The sequence below is a fragment of the Ferruginivarius sediminum genome (assembly GCF_003344765.1).
Lineage (GTDB): Bacteria > Pseudomonadota > Alphaproteobacteria > Kiloniellales > Rhodovibrionaceae > Ferruginivarius > Ferruginivarius sediminum.
This window is the reverse complement of record NZ_QPMH01000001.1, coordinates 307,821-330,853: the sequence shown is the minus strand read 5'-3', so window position 1 is coordinate 330,853 and position 23,033 is coordinate 307,821. Positions and strand designations below refer to the sequence as shown.

The window sequence follows — 23,033 nt, the reverse complement described above, 5'->3', positions numbered from 1 at the left end:
TCAGTCCTCCGCCTCTTCCATTTCCAGGGCGATGGTGACGATGGCCCCGATCACCACGAGGTAGACGCCAATATCGAACAGCAGCGGCGTCGACAGCGCCAGATGAACCTCGATATTCAGATGCGGGATCCACCACAGACCCGTGAGGAACGGCGAACCGGCAAACGCCGAGAACACCCCGGAGATCGCTGCAAAGAACAGGCCACAGCCCGCAATCGACATGCTGGGCACCCTGAGAGCCTGCCGTGCCCAAGTGGCGCCGAAGGCCGCCGAGTAAAGCACGATGGCGCTGGCCGCGATCAGCCCGCCGATGAAGCCGCCGCCCGGTTCGTTGTGGCCCCGGAACATGATGTAGACGGAGAACATCAGGATCAGGCTCATCAACAGCCGCGTGGCGGTGTGCAGAATGACGGAGTTCATGCGCCGCCTCCCTCGCCGGCCCCGCCCTTGCGCTTGAAAAGCGCGAGACGTACCAGCGCGAAAGTGGACAGGCCGGCCACCGTGACGACAAAAATCTCGCCAAGCGTATCCAGCGCCCGGAAGTCAACCAGGATGACGTTCACGATGTTATGGCCGTGCGCGACTGGCACCGACGTCTCGGCGAAATACTCGCTCAGCCTCAGGTCCAGGTCGCCCTGCACGACGCCCATGAGGACAAGCGTGAACACGACCCCGACCGCAATCGAGATCACGGCGTCCCGGATACGTGCCCCCAAACCGCGAAAGGCCCGCACTTCCAGCGGCACGCGCATCAGGACGAGCACCAGGATGACGACCGTCAGCGTCTCCACCATGAACTGCGTGAAGGCGAGATCGGGCGCCGAGAACATCACGAAGATCAACGCGACGGCGTAGCCGACGACACCGATTGCGGCGATTGCGGCAATGCGGCTGTAGACGAGCGTCGCCGCGCCGGCGCCCATGACCATCAGGCCTAGCGCCACCCACTCCGTAAGACGCACCGCCGGCATCTCGAAGGCCGAGGGTCCGCCGCCGACCGTCATCAGAGTCCACACGACGAAGGCCGCGAAGACGGTGAAGGTGACGATGAGATAGTGCCGCAGATAGCCGGTCTGCTGAACCCGTACCTGCCGGAACGACAGCCATTCCACACCCGCAATGACCTGGTCGTAACCAAGGTCCGGCCCCCAGCCGATAGCCCGGAGGGTCGCTGCCAGCGATTCGCGGATGCGGTCCCAATAAACATAACCGGCAATCCCAAGCCCCAATGTCAGCAGGCTGAGGAACAGCGGCAGCTTCAGCCCGTGCCAGAGGTAGAGTTCGGCGGCGCGATGGTCGGGCATCGTACCGGCCATGCTGCCCATCATCGGCGCCGTCAGCGAGTCCTGAGTCAGCGGATACGCGATGCCCGCGAGCAGACCGAGGCCGGCCAGCACGCAGGGCCCCAGATACAGCTCGACCGGCGCTTCGTGCGGATGCTTGGGCGTCTTCCGGCGCTCACCGAAGAAAGGCCGCAGGACGACGACACCGGCGGCCACGATTGTCAGCGCATTGCCGGCGATGGTGGCAATCGTCAGGACCACACCGCCCACGGGGCCGAGGTGCAGCGTGGCCTCATACATGACTTCCTTGCCGATGAAGCCGATGAAGGGAACGATGCCCGACATCGACAGTCCGGCCAGCGCCGCCGCGGCGAAGGTGATGGGCATTGCCCCACGCAACCCGCCAAGCTCCAACGGATTGCGCGTCCCGGTCTCGTGATCCACCGCGCCCGCGCTCATGAACAGGCAGCCCTTATAAAGCGCGTGAGTGATCAGGAAAACGGCCGCCGCCTTGTAGCCCAGCGGAGCGCTTAGCCCGATCAGCATCACCAGCGTGCCCAGCCCCGCCACCGTCGTATAGGCCAGAACCAGCTTCAGGTCGGTCTGCCGCAGCGCCAGGAGCGCGCCGGTGAGCATGGTAACCGCGCCGAAGATGACGAGCGCATAGAACCACAACTCGCTGCCGCCGAGGCCCGGCGACATCCGGGCCACCAGATAGACGCCCGCCTTCACCATCGTGGAACTGTGCAGATAGGCGCTCACCGGGGTGGGCGCCTCCATCGCGTTCGGCAGCCAGAAGTGCAGCGGGAACTGCGCCGACTTCGAGAAAGCGCCCGCCAGCACCAGGATGACCATCGCCGTGTAGAGCGGGCTGCCGTGCAGCACCTCGGGCTGGGTCATCAGCTCCGAGATCTCCAGGGTGCCGCCGACCGCGCCCATCAGGAGCAGGCCCGCAAGGAGCGCCAGGCCACCGCCGCCCGTCACGATCAACGCCTGCACCGCCGCGCGGCGCGAGCGGCTCTCTTCGTGGTTGAAGCCGATCAGCAGGAAGGAGGTGAGCGATGTCAGCTCCCAGAACACGAACAGCGTGATCGCGTTGTCGGCCAGCACAACGCCAAGCATCGAGGCCATGAAGCTGAGCAGATAGACGTAGAACCGGCCGATCTGCTCATGCCCGTGCAGGTAGCCGCCCGTATAGATCACGATGAAGGTGCCGATGCCGCTGATCAGCAGCGCGAACAGCAAAGCCAGGCCGTCGACGTAGAACGACAGCGTGACGCCGAGGCCCGGCACCCATTCGGTCGCGAATCGATAGACCTGCCCCTCCGCGACGCCCGGAAGAAAGCCGGCGAAGTAGACGAACAACACGGCCGGTAGCACCGCCAGCAGCCAGTGGGCGCGCGCGCCGACGGCGCGTACGACCCACGGCGCCACAGCACCCAGCGCGAATCCCGAAATGACGGCCGGTAACATCATGGTTGGCGACACGCGGCCCTGTTCGTTGGTGTAACCCCCTGCTCACCGCGAGCACCGCAGCCTAATGAGCGCTGAACGCCCGACGCAAGCAATTCCGCTTCCCGCAGCACGGCGAATCCCGATTTCCCTCCGCAATACCACGCAACCGCACGGCATGTGGATCGGTTTACCAACTCTCATCGTTTAAAATCTGTCAAAGCGCATCATCGACTCGCGCATTACACTGACGTTTACGCCTTGGAGGTCCGGAAGCCATCGCCGCCGAACCCCGTGGCGCGATCGCAGCGACCTTTCATTGGAGACGGCACGTGGCGACAACGACAAAGCAGCGGAACTTGCACGTCGTCGTGACATCGGAACTGCCCTGGTACACTTCGGGCGCCAAACGCTTCTTCGAGGCCGTCGCCCCTGGCCACCAGATCCGCGCCGCCAGCGAGCCGGACGAGCTGGGCCGCCAGATCCAGGACGGCTGGGCCGATGTGGTCGTTGTTGCCGCGCCCACCACGAACCCCCGGCACGAGCGGCTTCTCGCCCGGATCCGGCGGCGCTGGCCGAAGACACCCCTGATCCTCATGACCTCGGAGCGCCATCCCGACATGGCCCAGCGCGCCCAGGCAATCGGGGCCAATGGGTACCTACATTCAGAGAGTACGCCCGGCGAGGTGGATCAGGCATTGCGCGCCGCGGTGGAGGGCGAATCCCACTTCCCACCCGACCTGATGGCCCCGGAGCTGAGCGACACCGGCGCCCGTCCCTTCCCGCCGGATATCCAGCAGCGGCTGTCGCGGCTGACCCGCCGGGAGCGGCAGGTCATGGAGATGCTGGGGCGTGGACACTCCAATCGCGAGATCGCCGATGCGCTGGGGCTGCGCGAGGGCACCGTGCGAATCTACGTTCACCGCGTGATTCGCCAACTCGGACTGCGCAATCGCGTCGATGTCGCCCTTTGCGCCAGCCGTCTGGCCAGCCAGAGCGGCCAGGGTTGAGCCGCACGTCACTGTCGCACTTGTTTCCCCGCGCTACTGCCGATAACGTTCTCACAATCAAGAAGGGCCGGTCCGGATGGCGGAACCGGTTCCCAGGACCCGCCGCCGGCCAGTGGCGGCAGGCTCACAAAAGACGGGGAGGCGACTGACCCATGAAATCCATCAAAAATCTTGGCTTGTGCCTGACCAGTGCCGCGGCACTCGGTATGGCCGCCTCGGCAGCCTCGGCCGCCGAGTTCGACGGCACCATCACCCTTGGCGCGGCGGTTTCACTGACCGGTAAGTACTCGACGAACGGCGGGCACACGAAGAATGGCTACGACCTCGCTGTCGAGCGGGTGAACTCGATGGGCGGCGTCGAGGTCGGCGACAAGACCTACCGCATCGAGGTCAAGTACTACGACGACGAATCGACCCCGGCGCGTGGCGCCCAGCTTGCCGAACGCCTGATCAAGCAGGACGGCGTGAAGTACGTCCTCGGCCCCTACTCCTCGGGCATGACCAAGGCGATGGCGCCGGTCACCGAGAAGTACGAGGTGCCGATGGTCGAGGCGAACGGCGCATCGCGTTCGTTGTTCACCCAGGGCTATGAGTACCTCTTCGCCGTGCTATCGACCTCCGAGCAGTATCTCGCCAGTGCCGTCGACCTGCGCGCCGAGCTGGCCGAGAAGGAAGGCGAGAAGCCGAGCGACATGACGGTCGGCGGTGCCTTCGAGAACGATCCCTTCAGCCAGGATATCCGTGCCGGCGTGCTGGCCGACGCCGAGGGTTACGGCATGGAGATGGTGATCGACGACAAGCTGCCGCCCGAGATCAACGACATGTCGTCGACCCTCATCAAGGCGAAGGCGAAGAATCCGGACCTGTTCGTGGTTTCCGGCCACTCCAAGGGTGCGGCACTGGCGATTCGGCAGATGGCCGATATGCAGGTGAACGTGCCGATGCTGGCGATGACGCACTGCGATGCGGCGCAGATTATCCAGAAGTTCGGGTCGGACGCCGAATACACGCTGTGCGCCTCGCAGTGGGCACCGAGCCTCAGCTATTCGGACGACTACCTGGGCAAGGCGAGTGAGTTCGCCGCCGACTTCGAGGCCGAGTACGACTACGCCCCGCCCTATCAGGCCGCCGAGTCGGCCGCGGCGGTACTGGTCTATGTCGACGCCTTCGAGCGCGCCGGCAGCCTGGAGCCGAAGGCGGTGCGCGACGCTCTGGCGGAAACCGACCTGATGACCTTCTATGGTCCGGTACGCTTCGACGAGACCGGCAAGAACGTCGCCAAGCCGATGGTTCTCTATCAGGTGCAGGACGGCGAGTACGTCGTGGTCGCGCCGACCAAGTGGGCGGCAGCGGACGTGCGCTATCCGATCCCGCCGTGGTCGGAGCGTAAGTAAGCTCTAAGAGCCGGCAATGCCCGCTTCCAGCTACGTCTGTCGGCTGGAAGCGGGTGCCTTTTTGCCTTGCGTCGGAACGCGCGAGGCGACACGTCAACCGCACGGCAAGCGGTCGCGTTCATGGAAAACCTACTGTTAATCTTCGAAGCGCCCGCGCTCGGCGTGCAGCTCGTGGTCGAGGGCATCCTGCTCGGCGCGATCTTCGCCCTGGCAGCCTACGGCATGGCTCTCGTGTGGGGCGTGATGAACATCATCAACATCGTCCAGGGCGAATGGGTCATCCTGGGCGGCTTCGTGGCACTGGGCGTCTCTCAAGCGGGCGCGCCCGAGCTGCTCGGCATTCCCGCCGCGGCCGTGGTGCTATTTGCGATCGGCTGGCTGTGCTACCGGCTGGTGATATTCCGCATCGTCGATCGCGACCTCTTCACCTCGATCCTGGCGACCTTCGGGTTGTCCATCCTGCTGCAGCAGTTGATGAACGAACTGTTCGGCTCCGACGTGCGCACCCTGGATCCGGGGCTTGGCACCTGGTTCATGATGGGCGGCATGGTATCGATCTCGCAGGTCAAGGTGCTGGGGTTCGTGCTCGCCGGTGTGATCGCGGTGGCACTGACGCTGTTCATGCGTAACTCCCGCATGGGTCAGGCGATCCGGGCGACCGCGCAGGACGCGCGGGCGGCGCGTATCCTCGGCATCGACACCGATCGTGTGTATGCCTTCACCTACGGTTTGAACGCGGCGATCTGCGGGGCGGCCGGTGCGCTGGTGGTGATGGCGTTTACCATCCATCCCTACCAGGGTCTGATCTATACCGTGCGGTCATTCACGATCGTCGTGGTGGCGGGCCTGGGCAACCTGCCGGGGGTCATCGCCTCGGCCTTTGGCCTGGGCGTGGCCGAGCAGTTCGCCGGCTTCACGCTGGGGGCGGAATATCAGAACGCCTTCGTGTTCCTGCTTCTGGTCGCCATCCTGATCAGCCGCAACATGCTCCTGCAGCGCCAGCGGAAGTACCTGAAATGAGCGAGGCGACGCAAACGACCGGCGCGGCCGTAAAGACCCGGAAATCAATGGGCTACCTAGCGATCCTGATTGTCTCGGTGATCGCGCCGCTGCTGTTCCCGGCCTATCAAACCCAGATGGCCTTCCTCTGGATCATGGTCGTGCTGGCGCTAACCTGGGACATCCTGGGTGGCCAGATGGGCTACAATTCCTTCGGCAACATCCTGTTCTTCGGCGTCGGCATGTATGTGACGGCCGTGCTGCAGGTTGGGCTGTTCACCGATGTTACAGCCTACAATGCCGCGAAGGGCGGCGAGGTTCTGGACCCAACGCTGGGCGAATACCTGCTGGGCCTGGGCGTCGGCCTGGGTATCGCGGCAATCGCGGCAACCGCCTGCGCGGCGGTGTTCGGTTTCGGCATGTTGGGCTTGCGCGGGCACTATTTCGCCATTGGAACACTGGGCCTCGGGATCGCGGCGGGCGAGATCGCCGCCGGCTGGGACTACATCGGCGCCGGCAGCGGCATGGTGCCACCGCGCTTCCCGGGGGAGACGGGCGCGCGGGAGGAGTTCTTCTATTACCTCAGCTTCGCCCTGGCCATCGTCACCTTCTTCGCCCTTAAGCGCATCTACGCCGGACGCTTCGGGCTTGCGATCAACGCGATCCGCGACGACGAGGACAAGGCGGAGGCGATGGGCATCCACACGACGCGCTACAAGGCGGTCGGCTGGTGCATCGCCGCGTTCTTCCTGGGTATCGCGGGGGGCATCGTCGGCAATATCGTCGGCTTCATCGCCCCGCGCGACGTCGCGTTCGCCGGCGTCACCTACGGTGTCTGGATGGTCCTGATGGCCATTCTCGGCGGCAAGGGAACGCTCTGGGGGCCAGTGATCGGCGCGGCCGTGTTCCACATCACGCAGGAGCTGTTCTGGACTTATCTGCTCGGCTGGCAGCGCGTGGCGCTGGGTCTCTTGATCGTGGTGATCGTCGTGTTCTTCCCGCAAGGCATCCTCGGCTTCCTGCGCGAGAAGTTTCCCGAGCGCTTCGGCTACAAGGTACAGCCCAAGGAGGCCGGCGGCAGTGCCGACCCGGCGGAGGGAGGTGCGCGATGACCCCGATCCTCCAGGTTGAGAAGGTTTCCAAGAGCTTTGGCGGCATCGTCGCCAACTCCGACATCTCGCTGCGCGTGAACGAAGGCGAGATCGTCGGCGTCATCGGGCCAAACGGCTCGGGCAAGACGACGCTGTTCAACTCCATCGTCGGCAGCCATCCGGTCGATTCCGGCTCGGTACGCTTCGAGGGTGCGGAAATCTCCAGGCTGCGGGTGCCGCAGATCGCCCGGCTGGGCATGCTGCGTACGTTCCAGCAGACCCGGATCTATGGCGAGATGACCTGCATGGACAACATGCTGATCTCGGTGCCACATCGCCATGAAAGCCTGTTCAGCATACTGGCCGGCTTCCCGCGCGAAACCCACGACGAAGCGGAGGAACTACTCGACTTCGTCGGCCTCTACGCCAAGCGCCACCTGCGGGCCGGCGAGTTGTCGTTCGGCCAGCAGAAGCTGCTGGAGTTCGCCATGGCGCTGATGAACCGGCCGAAGATGCTGCTCCTCGACGAGCCGACGGCGGGTATCAACCCCACGCTCATCAACGGACTCCTGGACCGCCTGAACCGTGCCAACAAGCAGCTAGGCATCACCCTCCTCGTGATCGAGCACAACATGCGCGTCATCATGAACCTCGCGGAACGGATATACTGCCTCGCCCACGGCCAGCTCCTGGCGGAAGGCGATCCGGAGGCCGTGCGCAACGACCAACGCGTCATCGACGCTTACCTGGGAGGCCAGTAATGGCCGAGGACCGCCGCAAGGGCCGGGCGACCAGCGGCTATGGATTCGGCGACGTCGACACGGTGCTCTCCGTCGACGATGTCGCCCGCCAAGCCCAGGAAATCGCCGCCGAGGGACCGGGCCGGGAGACACTGGAGGAACTCTGCAACGGCGACCCGCTGTTGCGGATCGACGGGCTGCGCGCCGGCTATGGCAAGATGGAGATCCTGCACGAGATCGACCTGCTGTGCGGCGCGGGACAATCGATCTGCCTGATCGGCCCGAACGGCGCGGGCAAGTCGACCGTGCTGCATTCGGTGTTCGGCTTCACCAACATCTTCGACGGCCGGATCTCGGTGAACGGCACCGAGGTCACGCACCTCTCGCCGAAAGATAAGCTTAAGCGCGCCGGCATCGCCTACATTCTGCAGGACAACTCGGTTTTCCCGGACCTGACGGTGGAGGAGAACCTGCTGATGGGCGGCTACCTCCTCGACAGCCGCAAGGACGCCAGGGACGCCGCCCAGCGCGTGTTCGACAAGTACAGCCGCCTGGCCGAACGCCGGCATCAGCGCGCCGGCGTCCTCTCCGGCGGCGAGCGGCGGCTGCTGGAAATCTCCCGCGCGCTGGTGATGGACCCGAAAATCCTGCTGGTCGACGAGCCCTCCATCGGACTGGAGCCCCGCTTCATCGACATGGTGTTCGAGATCCTCGACGACCTGCAGCACGCCGAGCGCAAGACCATCCTGATGGTGGAGCAGAACGCCAAGAAGGGACTGGAGTTCGCCGACATCGGCTATGTCCTGGTCTCCGGCCAGATCGCGATGGCTGGCCGCGGCGACGATCTCTTGCGGGACGAGAACGTCGGGCGTCTGTTCCTGGGCGGCTGATGCGGTCATACGTGCGTACGCGACGGTTGCGCGCACGGCGGGAATGGCGTTTTAAGGAACGCGGACGTCGACGTCAGCCAACTTAAAGGAGACATTCGCCATGGAAATGTCCGGCGAACAGCAGATCGCCGCGCCCCGCCAGACGGTGTGGGAGGCGCTGAATGATCCGGAAATCCTCAAGCAGTGCATTCCCGGCTGCCAGCATATCGAGAAGTCGGGCGACAATGCTTTCAATGCCAAGGTGAAGGCGAAGGTCGGACCGGTTAACGCCACCTTCTCGGGACGGGTGACGCTTTCCGACCTGAACCCGCCCGAGAGCTACACGATCTCTGGCGAGGGCACGGGCGGGGCCGCCGGCTTTGCCAAGGGCGGCGCCCACGTCAAGCTGGAGGACCAGGGCGACTCGACGCTGCTGAAGTACGACGTGGATGCGCAGGTGGGCGGCAAGCTGGCGCAGCTCGGCCAGCGGCTGATCAAATCCACGGCCAACAAGTACGCCAGACAGTTCTTCGAGAAGTTCACCGAGGTGGTCGGCAAGCCGGAGGCGGCAAAAGCGCCTGCGGAGGCCGAGGCGAAACCAGAGGCGGCCGAAGCCACGCCGGAGCCGGCAGTCGCCGAATCGGCCACGCCCCCGAACGAGGCCGCGGCACCGGCCGAGCCGTCGAGGCCGGCGGAGAAGCCCGCCGAGCCGGCCGAGGCGTCCAGGCCCGCACCGGCGGAAGCTGAGAGCCGCGGATTAAGCCCGGCCGTCTGGGTCGGCGGCCTGATCGTGGTTGTCCTTGTCCTGCTTGCCATCTTCGCTTTTTGATTGCGCTTACGAAATGACACCCAGGCGGCCCGCATACCGGCCTGTGCGGCGGAAAATGGCGGCCGGCGCGCTTGACCAAACCGGGGCCGCCCCACACACTCGCATTTGACCGACAACCCGTTTCGTATTCGGGTCCAACATGCTTGGCGTACGTCCGGACGGACCGGACGGCCATGCCGGCCAACGGGGAGGAGAGAGATGCCCACCGTGACGATGACGGTGAACGGGCAGCAAGTGTCGCGGGACGTCGAGCCGCGCACCCTGCTCGTTCAGTTTCTGCGCGAAGAGTTGGGACTGACCGGCACGCATGTCGGCTGCGACACCAGCCAGTGCGGTGCCTGTGTGGTGCACGTCGACGGCACTTCTGTGAAGGCCTGCACGGCACTGGCGATGCAGGCGGACGGTTCCGAGGTGACGACCATCGAGGGGCTGGCCAATAATGGCGAGCTGCACCCGATGCAGGCCGCTTTCAAGGAGCATCACGGCCTGCAGTGCGGCTTCTGCACGCCCGGCATGGTGATGAGCGCCGTCGATCTGCTGAAGCGCAACCCTGATCCGGACGAGGACACGATCCGCCACTGGCTGGAAGGCAACATCTGCCGTTGCACCGGCTACCACAACATCGTCAAGGCGATTCAACACGCCGCCAAGGAGATGAGGGGGTGAGGCTATGCCGGACTCTGGCGTATCGCGCGTTCTGCGCAAGGAAGATCAGCGCTTCCTGACCGGTCGCGGTCACTACACCGACGACCTCAACCGGCCCGGACAGCTTCATGCCGTCTTCGTCCGTTCAGAGATGGCGCATGCCACCGTCAAGTCGGTGAGCACCGACGCGGCGAAGCAGGCGCCCGGCGTTGTCGCCGTCTTTACCGGCCAGGACATGGCCGATGACGGCGTTGGCTCCCTGCCCTGCGGCTGGGTCGTCACCGACAAGCACGGCGAGGCGCACAAGGCGCCGCCGCATTTCCCGCTGGTTCGCGACAAGGTGCGCTATGTCGGCGACCACGTCGCGGTGGTTATCGCCGAGACTCGCGCCCAGGCGGCCGATGCGGCAGAACTGGTTGAGGTCGACTACGAGGGGCTGGACGCCAATGCCGACCCCGCGAAGGCCCTCGAAGGCGCGCCGCAGATCCACGACGAGGCTCCGGGCAACCTGTGCTTCGACTGGGAACTGGGCGACAAGGCTGCAGTCGACGAGGCGTTCTCCAAGGCCCACCATGTCTCCAGGCTGGAGCTGCGGAACAACCGCCTGATCCCGAACGCGCTGGAGCCACGCGCGGCGATCGGCGAGTACGATCCCGGGACTGACGAGTACACGCTGTATTCGACCAGCCAGAACCCGCACCTGCTGCGGCTGATCCTGTGCGCCTTCGTGCTCAACCTGCCGGAGCACAAGGTCCGCATCGTCGCGCCGGACGTGGGTGGCGGCTTCGGCTCCAAGATCTACTGCTATGCCGAGGAGACCGTCTGCACCTGGGCGTCGAAGAAGCTGAACGGCAAGCCGGTGAAGTGGACTGCGGAGCGCAGCGAAAGCTTCTCCTCAGACGCCCACGGCCGCGACCACGTCACCCATGCCGAGCTGGCGCTGGACGAGAACGGCAAGTTCCTGGCGTTGAAGGTGGACACGATTGCCAACCTCGGCGCCTATCTGTCCAGCTTCGCGACGGCCGTGCCGACCTATCTCTACGGCACGTTGCTGGCCGGGCAGTACAAGACGCCGGCGGTCCATTGCAACGTCCGCGCCGTGTTCACCAATACCGCACCCGTCGACGCCTATCGCGGCGCCGGCCGGCCGGAAGCGACCTACGTTGTCGAGCGCATGGTGGAGCGCGCCGCGCGCGATATGAACATGGACCCGGCGGAGATCCGGCGGCGCAACTTCGTCCAGCCCGACGAGTTCCCGTACCAGACGCCGGTCGCACTGACCTACGACAGCGGCCAGTACGAGAAGGCGCTGGACGAGGCGCTGGCGATGATCGACTACAAGAACTTCGGCCAGCGCCGTCAGGAATCGGAGCGTAACGGCAAGCTGCGCGGCATCGGCCTGTCGGCCTATATCGAGGCCTGCGGCATCGCACCCTCGCAGGTGGTCGGCGCACTGGGGGCCGGCGTCGGCCTGTGGGAATCCGCCCAGGTCCGCTTCAACGCCACCGGCAGCATCTCGGTCTTCACCGGCTCGCACAGCCACGGCCAGGGGCACGAGACCACCTTCGCCCAGCTCGTGGCCGACCGCTTTGGCGTGCCGGTCGAGAACGTGGACGTGGTGCACGGCGATACCGGCCGCATCCCGATGGGCATGGGCACCTACGGCTCGCGCTCGCTAGCTGTCGGCGGCTCGGCCATCGTCCGCGCCTGCGACAAGGTGATCGAGAAGGGAAAGAAAATCGCCGCCCATCTGCTGGAGGCCTCGGTCGACGACATCGAGTTCGACAGCGGCAATTTCCGCGTCGCAGGCACCGACAAGCAGAAGTCGATCGGTGAGATCGCCTTCACCGCCTATGTCCCGCACAATTACCCGGAGGGCGTGGAGCCTGGCCTGGACGAGACGGCATTCTACGACCCGGCGAACTTCACCTATCCCGCCGGCGTACATATCGCGGAAGTCGAGATCGATCCGGAGACCGGCACGACCCGCATCGCCGACTGGGTCGCGGTGGACGACTTCGGCAAGGTCATCAACCCGATGATCGTCGAGGGCCAGGTGCATGGCGGCATCGCCCAGGGCATCGGCCAGGCGCTACTGGAGGAAGGTGTCTACGACGAGGCCGGTCAGCTCGTCACGGGCTCGTACCAGGACTACTGCATGCCGCGGGCGGACGACCTGCCATCCTACCGCGTCGGTATGATCGAGACGCCCTGCCCGCACAATCCGGTCGGTGCGAAGGGTTGCGGCGAGGCTGGCGCGATTGCCGCCCCGCCCGCGTTGATGAACGCGATCACCGACGCGCTGGGTACGGAGGAGATCTCCATGCCCGCGACCCGCGAGAAGGTCTGGCGAATCGCCCGGGGCCGACTGGCCCAGGCCGCCGAATAACGGAGGCGATCCGATGTACGGATTCGAATACCACAAGCCAAGCAGTCTGGACGAAGCGGCGAAGCTGCTGGCCGACAACGAGGAGGCGTCGCTGATCGCCGGCGGCCACACCCTGCTGCCGACCATGAAGCAGCGCCTCGCCGCGCCGTCCGCCATTGTCGACCTCGGCGGCATCGCCGACCTGAAGGGCATCCGCGAGGAGGGCGGCAACATCGTCGTGGGCGCCATCACCACGCACGATGCGGTTGCCGGCAGCGATGTCGTGCAGGCCAAGATCCCCGCCATGGCAAGGCTGGCCGGCGGCATCGGCGACCCGCAGGTGCGCAACCGGGGCACCATCGGCGGCTCGATCGCCAACAACGACCCGGCGGCCGACTATCCGGCGGGCCTCGTCGGTTTGGGCGCCATCGTGCGCACCAACAAGCGGGAAATCCCGGCCGACGACTTCTTCGTGGCGCTGTTCGAGACGGCGCTGGAGGAAGGCGAGATCGTCAAGGAGGTAAGCTTCCCCGTCCCCGAGAAGGCGGGATACGCGAAGTTCCACAACCCGGCCTCGCGCTATGCCATCGTCGGCGTCTTCGTCAGCCGGGGACCGCAGGGTGTCCGTGTGGCCGTGACCGGGGCCGGGCCCTGCGTCTTCCGGGTGAAGGAGATGGAGGACGCACTGTCCGGCAACTGGTCGGCGGACGCGCTGAAGGGCATCACCGTGCCGGAGGACGAACTGAACGCAGACCTGCACGCAAGTGCGGAGTATCGTGCCCACCTCGTCGGTGTCATGGCGAGGCGGGCCGTCCAGGCCGCAACCGCCTAGCGGCCGGGATCGGCGCTGTTCCGCAGTGCCCAACAAGACCAATAACGAGAGCGTCCAAACAAGCCAGCGGTCGGGTCGCCCATGCGGCCCGGCCGTTTGCGTTCGAGAAGCGGCGACGCCAAGCTACTCAGGTGATGAGAACGCCCGAAGGTTCCGGATAACCGGCCATGCGCGTGCTGCTGTGGAGCTTGCTGATCGCTGTCGTCCTCGTCGCCGCGCTCGCGACTGGCGGCATCCTCTGGCGCACCGAGCTTGCCGAGGCGGCCGCGCGCCGCTGGCTGGCACACCAGGGGTTCGGGCAAGCGCGCCTGGAAGTGACGGCCCTGACGCTGGAACGCGTGGAGGTGCGTGGCCTCGATCTCGGCGACGATGGTCCCTCGGCCAGATCCCTCACGGTCATGTACCAGCCGAGTCAGGTTCTGGCTGGGCGAGTCGAACGCATCGACCTTGACGGCCTTCGCCTCAAACTCGACCTCGGTTCGGACAGGCCGCTCGGGCGGCTTCAAGACCTGCTTGCCGGGGACACCGGGCAGGCAGAAGCAGCAGCCTCGCCGAGCCTTCCCGAGGTCTACCTGCAGGACGCCGTCGTCACGGCGGCAAGTCCGCATGGCACGGTGGACGTTGCATTCGACGGGCGTCTGCACGAAGCCGAGGATGGCCTGCGCGCAACGCTTCGCGGCAAGGCCGACACGCCATATACCGCCATCGAGATTAGCCTGGAAGCAACAGGCCTTCCGCAAGACCCGACGATACGACTGGACGCGCGGGGCTGGAGCGACGTTGCCAAAGTGCCCTGGCCCGCGTCCTGGCCAGCAACACCGAAATCAGGGCGCGCCGAGTTCCACCTGACCTACGACGGCACGCTGCCGACAACGCTGCCCGAAGGCCCGCAAGCCGCCTTGCGCCAATCGGCGGCGGCCGAGATTTCCCTGTCATTACAGGGCGCCGATGTGACGCCTTACGCCCGCGGCGTCGATGCGGGGATCGAGGCCACTCTCGATGTGCGGCAAGGCGAGATCCTGCTGCGCCTGCGCGAGCCCGCCACGGCGGCGGCAACCGAGGTCAACGCGGAGGCCCTTTCGGAATTCGGCCTCGGCCAGGACTTTGCCTCCATGCTCGCCCGCCTCGAGCAGGTCACCCTGTCTCCCTGGACCGAAGCGGGTGAGCTTCTGCAAGCAGCCTATCGGGACGGCGAATGGCGTTGGGATGGCCGTGCCAGCCTGCGCGCAACGCTCGGCAAGGGTTACGCCAGCGCGCAGTTCGCCGCCGACGGCACGCACGCGGCCGATTTCGCCATGTCCGGAATCACGCTCGCACCGCTGAAGCTTGAGGCAGAGAAACTGCGCTATGGCGATGTCGAATTGGGCCGCCTCGCCTTCGATGGGAACGCCAGCTTGGATCCCGGCGCCATGACGGCGGAGGGGCAGCTTGAGGTGCAACTGGCGCGGCTGCGCGCGGGCCCCCAAGTGCTGGAAAATGTCGGATTCGACGGCCCGGTCGTCATTGAGCGTGAAGGAACGGAAACCGCGGTTCGCCTATCGAAGGCGGGACGCCTGCGCCTGCCGGAGCCTCCCAGGACGGGCGTGGTCGACGTTGAAGGTCCGATCGAAGTGACGATCCGTTCCGGCATGGCAATAATGCAGGATGGAACCCTCTCGGCCGAGCTAGTAGCCGATCCCGGCACGCTTAGCGGTACCATACGCCGGGTGGATGCACCGGACGTCACCGCGAGTACCGCGCCAGGGCCGATAGACCTCAAGATCCGCCAGGACGATTCGCTCGTTGCCGCCGCAGCAATGAAAGGTGCTCGAATCCGCGTGCCCGACATGAAGCTGAGCGCCAGCGAACTCGACGCGGACATCACCTACGGCACGCCAGACGCGCCACTAGCGAGGCTCTCTCTGGGAAATCTGGTGCATGAAGCGCAGCCGGCCGCTTTCGCCCCGCTGTCCGTCGACCTCACTGTTCGACGGGACGGACAGCGCCTGACGGCGACAGGCGCCGCCGGCGTGCGTGGCACCGACATCTCAGTCCCCCTCGACCTACACCACAACCTGGCAACCCAAAGTGGGGACATGATGTTCGGCCCTTCTACGGCCCGGTTCAGTCCCGGCGGCTTGCAGCCGCGAGCGCTCAGTCCGTTGCTGCGCGACATCGAGAGCGCCGAGGGCAGCGTTGAAGTCGGCGGCGATCTCACCTGGCAGCCCGGCGGCTTCAACAGCGGGGGCGTCGCCCGCATCGATGCCTTGAGCTTCGAGACACCGCAAGCGCGCGTCGAGGAGTTATCTGGCACTGTGACCGCCTCGCGCCTGATCCCGACCACGACACCGCCCGGTCAGGAACTGACGGCCAAAAGCGTTGTGGCGGGCGTGCCATTGACGGACGTCCGCCTTCGGTTCCAGCTTGTTCCGGACGACGAGGCCAGGCCGGTCCTTCGTGTCGCGCGCATCGAGGGCACGCTTTCCGACGGCCTTCTGTATGCAGAGGATCTGGCCCTAAAAGGGCTCGACACGGAAACCGACGCCACAGTCCACGTGCGCGGCCTGTCCTTGCGAAAGCTGTTCGAGGAACTGGACGTCGAGGGGTTGAGCGCGGAAGGCGTCCTTTCGGGACAGATTCCCCTGCGCTTCGGCGGTAACGGCTTCGTCGTCGACCAGGGGCAGATCTCGGCCGAATCAGACGGCGTGATCCGGGTCCAGATCCAAAGCGCCAAACAGGCCCTGGCCGGCAGGGGCGAACAGGTGCAATTGATGATGCGTGCACTGGAGAACTTCCAGTACAAGGAGCTGAAAGCGACCCTGAATCGCCCGTCAGATGGCGATTTGGAACTTGGTATCGTCATGGAAGGACGGAACCCGGACGTGCTGGATGGCTATCCGTTCCGCTTCAACATCAACCTTACCGGCGATATCGAGCCGTTGCTGGCTGCGCTGCAGGAAGGGCGCCGCCTGACGACCGAATTGCTGGAACGCGCGGTCGAGCTGGAATAGGCCGCCGGCCCATGTCCGCCGCACGAAGGCCTTGTTCTCGCCGCACGCATGACGCAGCATGCGCTTCGATCAGGAGGTCACCGTGCGCCTGCAGATTCGTTTTCCCGCCGCCGCCGTCCTCGTACTTGGGGTCGTTGCCTGCCAGCCCACCGTCAAGGTCGAGGCGCCGGACAAGCCGATCACCATCAACCTTAACGTCAAGCTGGATGCGGAAGTCCGCGTGAAGCTGGAAAAGCAGGCCGAGGAAGACATCCAGCAAAACCCCGACATCTTCTAGCGCGGAGCGCGAGCCATGCCGATACTGCGTCGATTCCTGTTCCCGATATTGGCCGCCCTCGCCCTTCTGGCCGTCCTGCCCGGCCCGGCGCTGGCGAAGTCGCTCGATGAATACCGCGCCGAAGGCGTCATCGCCGAACGCTTCGACGGATTCGTTGAGGTACGCGAGCAGAACGCGCCCGCCGAAGCCAAGCAGATCGTCTCGGAAGTCAACGCCAAGCGCCGCCAGTTGTACGAGCAGCGCGCAAAGGAGCAGAACATCTCCGCCGACGCCGTCGGGAAGGTCTATGCCCAGCAAATCCTGGAAAGCGCGCCCAAGGGGACATATTTCAAGCAGCCAAGCGGCGCCTACACGCGTAAATAAGTGAGAGCGCCTTGTCTGCGCCTGTCGCGGTCTGCTAGCAAGCAACGCGATCAGCTTGGGAGACCGCGCGTATGGCCAAATTGCCGCAATCCGTCGACGAAACGCAGGCGCTGCTGTCCGACGGCAAGTACGTATCCGACCGCAGCCTTGCGACCGTCCTCTATCTCTCGCTGAGCCTGGGGCGACCGCTGTTCCTTGAGGGCGAGGCCGGAACCGGCAAGACCGAGATCGCCAAGGTCCTGGCGGAGACCCTGAACCGCAGCCTGCTGCGCCTGCAATGCTACGAGGGGCTGGACGTCGCCTCGGCGGTGTACGAGTGGAACTATGCCCGGCAGATGGTGGAGATTCGCCTGTCCGAGGCCACCGGCGACCGCGACAGGGAGCAACTCGCCTCGGACATCTTCTCCGAGCAGTTCCTGATTGAGCGGCCGATCCTGAAGGCGCTGCGCCCCGACGTGCTGGGCCCGCCGGTGCTGCTGATCGACGAGCTGGACCGCACGGACGAGCCGTTCGAGGCCTTCCTGCTGGAAGTGCTGGCGGACTATCAGGTCACGATTCCCGAGCTTGGCACCATCAAGGCGCCACAGCCGCCCATCGTCATCATCACCTCGAATCGCACCCGCGAGATTCACGACGCGCTGAAGCGGCGCTGCTATTACCACTGGGTCGACTACCCCACGGCCGAGCGCGAGTTGCAAATCCTCAAGGTGAAAGCACCCAAGGCGTCAGAGGAACTGTCGCACCAGGTCGTCGCCTTCGTGCAGAAGCTGCGAGGCATGGACCTGTTCAAGCTGCCGGGCGTAGCCGAGACGATCGACTGGGCCGACGCGCTGACCCAGCTCGACAAGGTGGCGCTGACCCCCGACGCCATCGACGATACTTTGGGCATCCTGCTGAAATACCAGGACGATATCGCCAAGGTCGAAGGCAGCGAGGCGCGGCGCATCCTGGATCAGGTGAAACAGGAAATGGCCACCGAGGCGGCGCGCCAATCGATCTGAACGCCTGGAAGGCGTAACCCATGACGGATGAAACCCAGGGCCGCGAAAGCGACGGGGACGGCAAGCTCGCCATGGCCGAGGGCCGGCTGGTCGAGAACCTGATGCTGTTCGCCCGCACGCTGCGCGCGGCCGGCATGCCGGTCGGGCCGGGGCGCGTGCTGGAGGCGATCCGAGCCATGCAGGCCGTGGGGCTGGAGCGGCGAGACGACCTCTATTGGGCGCTGCACGCTGTGTTCGTAAATCGCAAGGACCAGCAGCCCTTGTTCGATCAGGCCTTTCATGTGTTCTGGCGCAATCCGCGCATCCTGGAACGCCTGACGCAAATGCTCCTGCCCGAGGTGCGCGCCGAACTTGACCGCACCAAGCAGGAAGAGATGTCGCGCCGCCTGGCCGAGGCGATGCAGCAGGAGTTCCCCGGCGAGCAACAGGAGGAGGAGGCGCCGGAGGAGGAGTACGAGTTCGACGCGGCGCTGACATGGTCGAACAAGGATGTGCTCCAGACCATGGACTTCGAAAAGATGTCGCGCGCGGAAATGGAAGAAGCCAAGCGCGCCATCGAGCGGCTTCGCCTGCCCGTGAACCAGATCCGCACGCGCCGCTTCCGCCCGCACCACGCGCCCGGCCGCGCCGACATGCGCCGCAGCTTGCGAGAGGCCCTGCGCGCCGGGCGCGACAGCATCCCCATCAAGTGGCGGCGGCAGCGGCGGCGCCCGCCGCCGCTGGTCATCATCTGCGACGTCTCGGGCTCGATGGCGCAGTATTCGCGGATGGTGCTGCACTTCATGCACGCGGTCACGAACGACCGCGACCGCGTGCACGCTTTCGTCTTCGGCACGCGGCTGACCAACATCACCCGCTATCTGCGCACCAAGGACGTGGACGAGGCGTTGGAGAAGGTCGGTCAGGCGGTCACCGACTGGCAGGGCGGCACCCGCATCGGCCAGTGCCTGCATTTTTTCAACCGCGACTGGTCGCGGCGGGTGCTGGGCCAGGGCGCGGTGGTGCTGCTCATCACAGACGGCCTCGACCGCGACAACGCCGAGGGCCTGCAACGCGAGATGGAACGCCTGCACAAGTCTTGCCGGCGACTGATCTGGCTGAACCCACTCTTGCGGTACGAGGGCTATGCGCCAAAATCTCAAGGAGCGCAGGCGATGATGCCGCATGTGGACGAGTTCCGCTCGGTGCATAACCTGGAAAGCCTCCGCGAACTCGCCGATGCGCTGAGCCGCCCGATTTCGCGCCGCCAGGAAGGGGTAAGCGAATGGCTACAGATGATCGAGTGACGGCCGGTGAAAGCGCCAGCACCGTCGCGCCGGCGGACGAGTTGGCGGCGGCGATGGACTGGCTGAAGGCGGGCCACAAGGTCGCCCGCGCCACGGTGGTGTCCACCTGGGGCTCCTCGCCCCGCCCGGTCGGCAGCCAGCTTGTCGTGGACGAGAACGCCAATATGGTGGGTTCCGTCTCCGGCGGCTGCATCGAGGGCGCGGTGGTCCACGAGGCCAAGCAAGTGATGGAAAACGGCGCGCCGAAGCTGCTGGAATTCGGCGTCAGCGACGAGCAGGCCTGGGAAGTCGGCCTCGCCTGCGGCGGCACCGTGCAAGTCTACGTCGAGAAGATGGAATGAAGCGCGCAACGCTGGAGCGCCTGCAGGACGCCCGCGCGCACAAGCGGGCCGTGGCGCTCGTCACCGACCTGGAAAACGGCAGCGAGGCCCTGATCGACGAGGGCGAGGCGGTCGCTGGCGCGCTTGTCCTCTCCGCCCCCGCTCTCCACGGCATCGAGGACGCCATCCGCCACGACAAGAGCGGCCGTCTGCCGGAACCGAACGGGCATCTGTTCGTGCAGGTGTTCAACCCGCCGCTGCGGCTCGTCCTTGTCGGCGCGGTGCACATCGCCCAGGCCCTGGCGCCAATGGCCGAGATCGCGGGCTACGACGTCACCATCATCGACCCGCGCCGCGCCTTTGGCAGCGATCAGCGCTTCCCGAACGTCACCCTGTTGAGCGACTGGCCGGACGATGCGATGCGCGCGTTGCAGCTCGACCATCGCACGGCCGTCGTGACGCTGACGCACGACCCGAAGCTGGATGACCCCGCGCTGCAGGTCGCGCTCGACAGCGATGCCTTCTACATCGGCGCCCTGGGCTCGACCCGCACCCACGCCAAGCGGCTGGAGCGGCTTGCCGAGGCCGGCATTCCCGACGACAAGCTGTCACGCATCCACGGGCCGCTGGGTCTGCCGCTGGGCGGACGCTCGCCGGCGGAGATCGCCATCGCCACGCTGGCGCAGATGACCCAGGTCCTGCACGGCGCGCCGCCGCTGGAAAAGCGTCCGCCGGAGCAGAAGGCCGCGGCGGTCTAGGCGGCGGGGCACATGTTCTTCGGCACGGTGCCGGTGGGCGAAGCGGCCGGCGCGATTCTCGCGCACAGCCAGGAAGCAGGCGGCAAGACCTACAAGAAGGGGACTCGTCTGGGTGAGGCCGACGTCGCGGCGCTGACCGCCGCCGGCGTGGAAACCGTGATCGTCGCGCGGCTTGAGCCGGGCGACCTGGGCGAGGACGAAGCCGCCCGGCGCTTGGCAGCCGCCTGCACCGGCGCGCACGTCGAGGCCGGTACGGCCGCGACCGGGCGCGTCAATCTTTTCGCTCGCGCCGATGGCCTGTTGCTGTTCGATCAAGAGCGCCTGAACGCCGTCAATTCCGTCGACGAATCGGTGACGGTGGCGACGCTGGAACCCTACGCCCGCGTCGAGGAAGGCCAGCTTGTCGCCACCATCAAGATCATCCCGCTGGGCGTGGCCGAAACCACCGTCGAGAGCGCAGCCGCACGCGCGAAAGAGGCCGGTTCCGCCCTGGTCTCCGTCGCGCCGTTCCGGCCCCGCAAGGTCGGGCTGCTGCAAACCGTGCTGCCTGGAACGCGGGACAAGGTGCTGGCAAAAACGGTGGAAACTGTTTCCGCCCGCCTGCGAACACTTGGCAGCGAGCTGCTGCGGGAAACCCGCGTCGAGCACACCGAAGCGGCGGTTCATCGCGGCCTGACCGAGTTGCGGGACGGCGGCTGTGACCTGATCCTGATTGTCGGCGCCTCGGCGACGACCGACCGGCGGGACTGCATCCCGGCCGGGCTGGCGGCCGCGGGGGGCACGGTCGAGCACTACGGCATGCCAGTAGATCCAGGAAATCTGCTGGTCACCGGGCACCTCGGCGACGTTCCGGTGCTCGCGCTGCCGGGCTCCGCCCGCTCGCCCAAGGTGGGCGGCAACGATTGGGTGCTGTGGCGCATCTGCGCCGGTCTGCCTGTGACGTCGGAGGACATCATGCGCATGGGCGCCGGCGGCCTGTTGAAGGAGATCCCCGCCCGCCCCCTGCCCCGCGCCGAAGCCGCGCCGCAGCATCCACCGGCGGCGGCCGGACATCGGCGCATCGCCGCGCTGGTTTTGGCGGCGGGACAGTCACGGCGCATGGGCGGGCGGAACAAGCTGCTGGAGGAAGTCGGCGGCCGGCCGATGCTGCTGCATGCCCTAGACGCGGCGGAAAAGTCGAAGGCCGCACCGGTCATCGTCGTCACCGGGCATCAACGCGAGCAGGTCGAAAGCCTGCTGGGCGGGCGCAGGGTGAAGACGGTGCATAACCCGGACTTCGCTGATGGGCTGTCCACGTCGCTGCGCACAGGTGTCAAGGCGCTGCCGGCGGACATCGACGGCGTGGTGGTCCTGCTGGGCGACATGCCGGGCATCCATTCGACAGTGATCGACCGCCTGATCGACGCCTTCGATCCGGCTGGCGGACACACGATCTGCGTGCCGACATGGAATGGCAAGCGGGGCAACCCTGTACTGCTAGCCCGGCGCTTCTTCCCGGAGATGCAGGAGATCGCCGGCGACGTCGGCGCCAAGCCGCTGCTCAGCGAATACAGCGATCAGGTCATGGCTGTGGAGATGCCGGACGATACCATCCTGGTCGATCTGGATACGCCGGAAAAGCTTGCCGACTATCGCAACGGCAACCGCGGCTAAGCCGGCTCCGCCACCCTCCCCGGCTGCTTGGCCAGGTGCTCTTCAAGGAAACCGATCACGGTGGCGCCCGCGCCCCGGTCCCACAGGTCGAGATGATCCGCTTCTTCGAAGAAGGCCCATCTCTTGGGATCCGGTGCCGCGGCGTAAAGGCGCTCGCCGAAGCGCGGCGGAATCGTCCGGTCCTGTCCGCCGTGGAGGATCAAAAGCGGCGCCTGGATTCGCTCTATTCGCATCAGCGAGTCGAAGCGGTCGCGCACCAGCCATTTCGCCGGGACGTACCAGTATTGCGCCTGCGCAATATCGGCGATGGAGGTGAATGGCGCCTCCAGCACCGTGGCGCGGACCTGCCGTTCGCCCGCCATGGCAACAGCAACGCCGGTTCCCAGCGACTCGCCATAGACCGCAATGCGGGCATCCGGCACATCCTGGGCATTGAGCCAGTCCAGAACCGCCCTGGCGTCCGCCAACAGGCCCTGCTCGCTGGGCTTTCCCGGATTGCCGCCGAAGCCCCGATACTCGGCAAGCAGCAGGCCGAAGCCCGCCGCCGCCAGCGGTGCATACTTCCCGGCGCGCCCACCGATGTCGCCGGCATTGCCGTGAAAAACTGCCACAACCGGCGCGCCCGGCGGGCCAGGAATGTACCAGTGGCGCAGCACCAGCCCATCCGAGGTTTTCGTCTCGATGACCCGCAGGCCATCCAGACCGGCCTTTGCCGGATCGGGCGCCGGGCCACCGCCCCGATAGAGCAGCCGCCGCTGTCCGGCGTAAAGCCCGCCGGTCAACGCCAGGTAACCGCCCGCGAGAATACCTACGAATGCACTGAAACCAGCCATGGCGGCGCAGAATAACGAACCGTTCGCGTTTCGCCAGGGT

Annotated in this window: 21 protein-coding genes; 18 read left to right on the top strand and 3 right to left on the bottom strand. The window is 65.9% G+C overall.

What is annotated here, in order from left to right:
• Together DRB17_RS01535 and DRB17_RS01530 are read right to left on the bottom strand one after the other, a co-directional pair.
• Entirely contained in the window at positions 1-420 is a 420-nt protein-coding gene (locus DRB17_RS01535) for a Na+/H+ antiporter subunit B (protein ID WP_114580387.1), read from the bottom strand.
• Complete coding sequence (locus DRB17_RS01530) at positions 417-2,759, bottom strand: putative monovalent cation/H+ antiporter subunit A (RefSeq protein ID WP_206607746.1); 2,343 nt, start codon at positions 2,757-2,759, stop codon at positions 417-419. The genes DRB17_RS01535 and DRB17_RS01530 overlap by 4 nt, the downstream gene beginning before the upstream one ends.
• 308 nt (positions 2,760-3,067) lie before the next feature.
• On the opposite strand from DRB17_RS01530, the gene DRB17_RS01525 reads away from it, so the two are divergent.
• The 18 genes from DRB17_RS01525 (at position 3,068) to DRB17_RS01440 (ending at position 22,160) form a co-directional block, all read left to right on the top strand.
• Positions 3,068-3,745 carry a response regulator transcription factor gene (locus DRB17_RS01525; protein ID WP_114580386.1) on the top strand — a complete coding sequence of 226 codons (678 nt, stop codon included), beginning with the start codon at positions 3,068-3,070 and terminating at the stop codon, positions 3,743-3,745.
• Positions 3,746-3,897: 152 nt separating this feature from the next.
• Entirely contained in the window at positions 3,898-5,139 is a 1,242-nt protein-coding gene (locus tag DRB17_RS01520) for an amino acid ABC transporter substrate-binding protein (protein ID WP_114580385.1), read from the top strand.
• A gap of 120 nt (positions 5,140-5,259) precedes the next feature.
• Positions 5,260-6,159 carry a branched-chain amino acid ABC transporter permease gene (locus DRB17_RS01515; protein ID WP_114580384.1) on the top strand — a complete coding sequence of 300 codons (900 nt, stop codon included), beginning with the start codon at positions 5,260-5,262 and terminating at the stop codon, positions 6,157-6,159.
• The gene (locus DRB17_RS01510) at positions 6,156-7,250 is read left to right on the top strand and encodes a branched-chain amino acid ABC transporter permease (protein ID WP_206607745.1); all 1,095 of its coding nucleotides are present in this window, start codon (positions 6,156-6,158) and stop codon (positions 7,248-7,250) included. The genes DRB17_RS01515 and DRB17_RS01510 overlap by 4 nt, the downstream gene beginning before the upstream one ends.
• Entirely contained in the window at positions 7,247-7,990 is a 744-nt protein-coding gene (locus DRB17_RS01505; RefSeq protein ID WP_114580383.1) for an ABC transporter ATP-binding protein, read from the top strand. Before DRB17_RS01510 ends, DRB17_RS01505 begins: the two co-directional genes overlap by 4 nt.
• Complete coding sequence (locus DRB17_RS01500; RefSeq protein WP_114580382.1) at positions 7,990-8,859, top strand: ABC transporter ATP-binding protein; 870 nt, start codon at positions 7,990-7,992, stop codon at positions 8,857-8,859. The genes DRB17_RS01505 and DRB17_RS01500 overlap by 1 nt, the downstream gene beginning before the upstream one ends.
• A gap of 100 nt (positions 8,860-8,959) precedes the next feature.
• On the top strand, positions 8,960-9,667 hold the full coding sequence (locus DRB17_RS01495) for an SRPBCC family protein (RefSeq protein ID WP_114580381.1): 708 nt from the start codon (positions 8,960-8,962) through the stop codon (positions 9,665-9,667).
• Between the two features lie 198 nt (positions 9,668-9,865).
• Positions 9,866-10,333, top strand: a complete 468-nt coding sequence (locus DRB17_RS01490) for a (2Fe-2S)-binding protein (protein WP_114580380.1) — start codon at positions 9,866-9,868, stop codon at positions 10,331-10,333.
• A 4-nt stretch (positions 10,334-10,337) separates the two neighbouring features.
• A complete protein-coding gene (locus DRB17_RS01485; protein WP_114580379.1) occupies positions 10,338-12,701 on the top strand; it encodes a xanthine dehydrogenase family protein molybdopterin-binding subunit in 2,364 nt (787 codons plus the stop codon).
• Positions 12,702-12,714: 13 nt separating this feature from the next.
• Positions 12,715-13,512 carry an FAD binding domain-containing protein gene (locus DRB17_RS01480; RefSeq protein ID WP_114580378.1) on the top strand — a complete coding sequence of 266 codons (798 nt, stop codon included), beginning with the start codon at positions 12,715-12,717 and terminating at the stop codon, positions 13,510-13,512.
• Between the two features lie 167 nt (positions 13,513-13,679).
• Complete coding sequence (locus DRB17_RS01475; protein WP_114580377.1) at positions 13,680-16,502, top strand: intermembrane phospholipid transport YdbH family protein; 2,823 nt, start codon at positions 13,680-13,682, stop codon at positions 16,500-16,502.
• Positions 16,503-16,560: 58 nt separating this feature from the next.
• A complete protein-coding gene (locus DRB17_RS01470; protein WP_114580376.1) occupies positions 16,561-16,779 on the top strand; it encodes a YnbE family lipoprotein in 219 nt (72 codons plus the stop codon).
• 15 nt (positions 16,780-16,794) lie between these two features.
• A complete protein-coding gene (locus tag DRB17_RS01465) occupies positions 16,795-17,142 on the top strand; it encodes a YdbL family probable chaperone protein (protein ID WP_114580375.1) in 348 nt (115 codons plus the stop codon).
• Positions 17,143-17,213: 71 nt separating this feature from the next.
• Positions 17,214-18,143 (top strand): AAA family ATPase, encoded by a 930-nt coding sequence (locus DRB17_RS01460; protein ID WP_114580374.1) that lies wholly within the window; start codon positions 17,214-17,216, stop codon positions 18,141-18,143.
• A gap of 20 nt (positions 18,144-18,163) precedes the next feature.
• Positions 18,164-19,429, top strand: coding sequence for a vWA domain-containing protein (locus DRB17_RS01455; protein WP_241503708.1), 1,266 nt, complete (start codon positions 18,164-18,166; stop codon positions 19,427-19,429).
• Positions 19,408-19,770 (top strand): XdhC family protein, encoded by a 363-nt coding sequence (locus tag DRB17_RS01450; protein ID WP_114580373.1) that lies wholly within the window; start codon positions 19,408-19,410, stop codon positions 19,768-19,770. The genes DRB17_RS01455 and DRB17_RS01450 overlap by 22 nt, the downstream gene beginning before the upstream one ends.
• Positions 19,767-20,507: an XdhC family protein gene (locus tag DRB17_RS01445; protein WP_114580372.1), complete on the top strand. Its 741-nt coding sequence runs from the start codon at positions 19,767-19,769 to the stop codon at positions 20,505-20,507. Before DRB17_RS01450 ends, DRB17_RS01445 begins: the two co-directional genes overlap by 4 nt.
• Before the next feature lie 12 nt (positions 20,508-20,519).
• A complete protein-coding gene (locus tag DRB17_RS01440) occupies positions 20,520-22,160 on the top strand; it encodes an NTP transferase domain-containing protein (protein WP_114580371.1) in 1,641 nt (546 codons plus the stop codon).
• Here the strand turns inward: DRB17_RS01440 and DRB17_RS01435 are convergent.
• A complete protein-coding gene (locus DRB17_RS01435) occupies positions 22,157-22,993 on the bottom strand; it encodes an alpha/beta hydrolase (RefSeq protein WP_114580370.1) in 837 nt (278 codons plus the stop codon). The two genes, DRB17_RS01440 and DRB17_RS01435, sit on opposite strands and share 4 nt — an antisense overlap.
• Positions 22,994-23,033 lie beyond the last annotated feature (40 nt).

Excerpts from the sequence above, each read along its gene's own strand:
- DRB17_RS01535 (WP_114580387.1), bottom strand. The coding sequence starts at position 420 with ATGAACTCCGTCATTCTGCACACCGCCACGCGGCTGTTGATGAGCCTG.
- DRB17_RS01530 (WP_206607746.1), bottom strand. The coding sequence starts at position 2,759 with ATGATGTTACCGGCCGTCATTTCGGGATTCGCGCTGGGTGCTGTGGCG.
- DRB17_RS01520 (WP_114580385.1), top strand. The coding sequence starts at position 3,898 with ATGAAATCCATCAAAAATCTTGGCTTGTGCCTGACCAGTGCCGCGGCA.
- DRB17_RS01515 (WP_114580384.1), top strand. The coding sequence starts at position 5,260 with ATGGAAAACCTACTGTTAATCTTCGAAGCGCCCGCGCTCGGCGTGCAG.
- DRB17_RS01510 (WP_206607745.1), top strand. The coding sequence starts at position 6,156 with ATGAGCGAGGCGACGCAAACGACCGGCGCGGCCGTAAAGACCCGGAAA.
- DRB17_RS01505 (WP_114580383.1), top strand. The coding sequence starts at position 7,247 with ATGACCCCGATCCTCCAGGTTGAGAAGGTTTCCAAGAGCTTTGGCGGC.
- DRB17_RS01500 (WP_114580382.1), top strand. The coding sequence starts at position 7,990 with ATGGCCGAGGACCGCCGCAAGGGCCGGGCGACCAGCGGCTATGGATTC.
- DRB17_RS01495 (WP_114580381.1), top strand. The coding sequence starts at position 8,960 with ATGGAAATGTCCGGCGAACAGCAGATCGCCGCGCCCCGCCAGACGGTG.
- DRB17_RS01490 (WP_114580380.1), top strand. The coding sequence starts at position 9,866 with ATGCCCACCGTGACGATGACGGTGAACGGGCAGCAAGTGTCGCGGGAC.
- DRB17_RS01485 (WP_114580379.1), top strand. The coding sequence starts at position 10,338 with ATGCCGGACTCTGGCGTATCGCGCGTTCTGCGCAAGGAAGATCAGCGC.
- DRB17_RS01480 (WP_114580378.1), top strand. The coding sequence starts at position 12,715 with ATGTACGGATTCGAATACCACAAGCCAAGCAGTCTGGACGAAGCGGCG.
- DRB17_RS01475 (WP_114580377.1), top strand. The coding sequence starts at position 13,680 with ATGCGCGTGCTGCTGTGGAGCTTGCTGATCGCTGTCGTCCTCGTCGCC.
- DRB17_RS01470 (WP_114580376.1), top strand. The coding sequence starts at position 16,561 with ATGCGCTTCGATCAGGAGGTCACCGTGCGCCTGCAGATTCGTTTTCCC.
- DRB17_RS01465 (WP_114580375.1), top strand. The coding sequence starts at position 16,795 with ATGCCGATACTGCGTCGATTCCTGTTCCCGATATTGGCCGCCCTCGCC.
- DRB17_RS01460 (WP_114580374.1), top strand. The coding sequence starts at position 17,214 with ATGGCCAAATTGCCGCAATCCGTCGACGAAACGCAGGCGCTGCTGTCC.
- DRB17_RS01455 (WP_241503708.1), top strand. The coding sequence starts at position 18,164 with ATGACGGATGAAACCCAGGGCCGCGAAAGCGACGGGGACGGCAAGCTC.
- DRB17_RS01450 (WP_114580373.1), top strand. The coding sequence starts at position 19,408 with ATGGCTACAGATGATCGAGTGACGGCCGGTGAAAGCGCCAGCACCGTC.
- DRB17_RS01445 (WP_114580372.1), top strand. The coding sequence starts at position 19,767 with ATGAAGCGCGCAACGCTGGAGCGCCTGCAGGACGCCCGCGCGCACAAG.
- DRB17_RS01440 (WP_114580371.1), top strand. The coding sequence starts at position 20,520 with ATGTTCTTCGGCACGGTGCCGGTGGGCGAAGCGGCCGGCGCGATTCTC.
- DRB17_RS01435 (WP_114580370.1), bottom strand. The coding sequence starts at position 22,993 with ATGGCTGGTTTCAGTGCATTCGTAGGTATTCTCGCGGGCGGTTACCTG.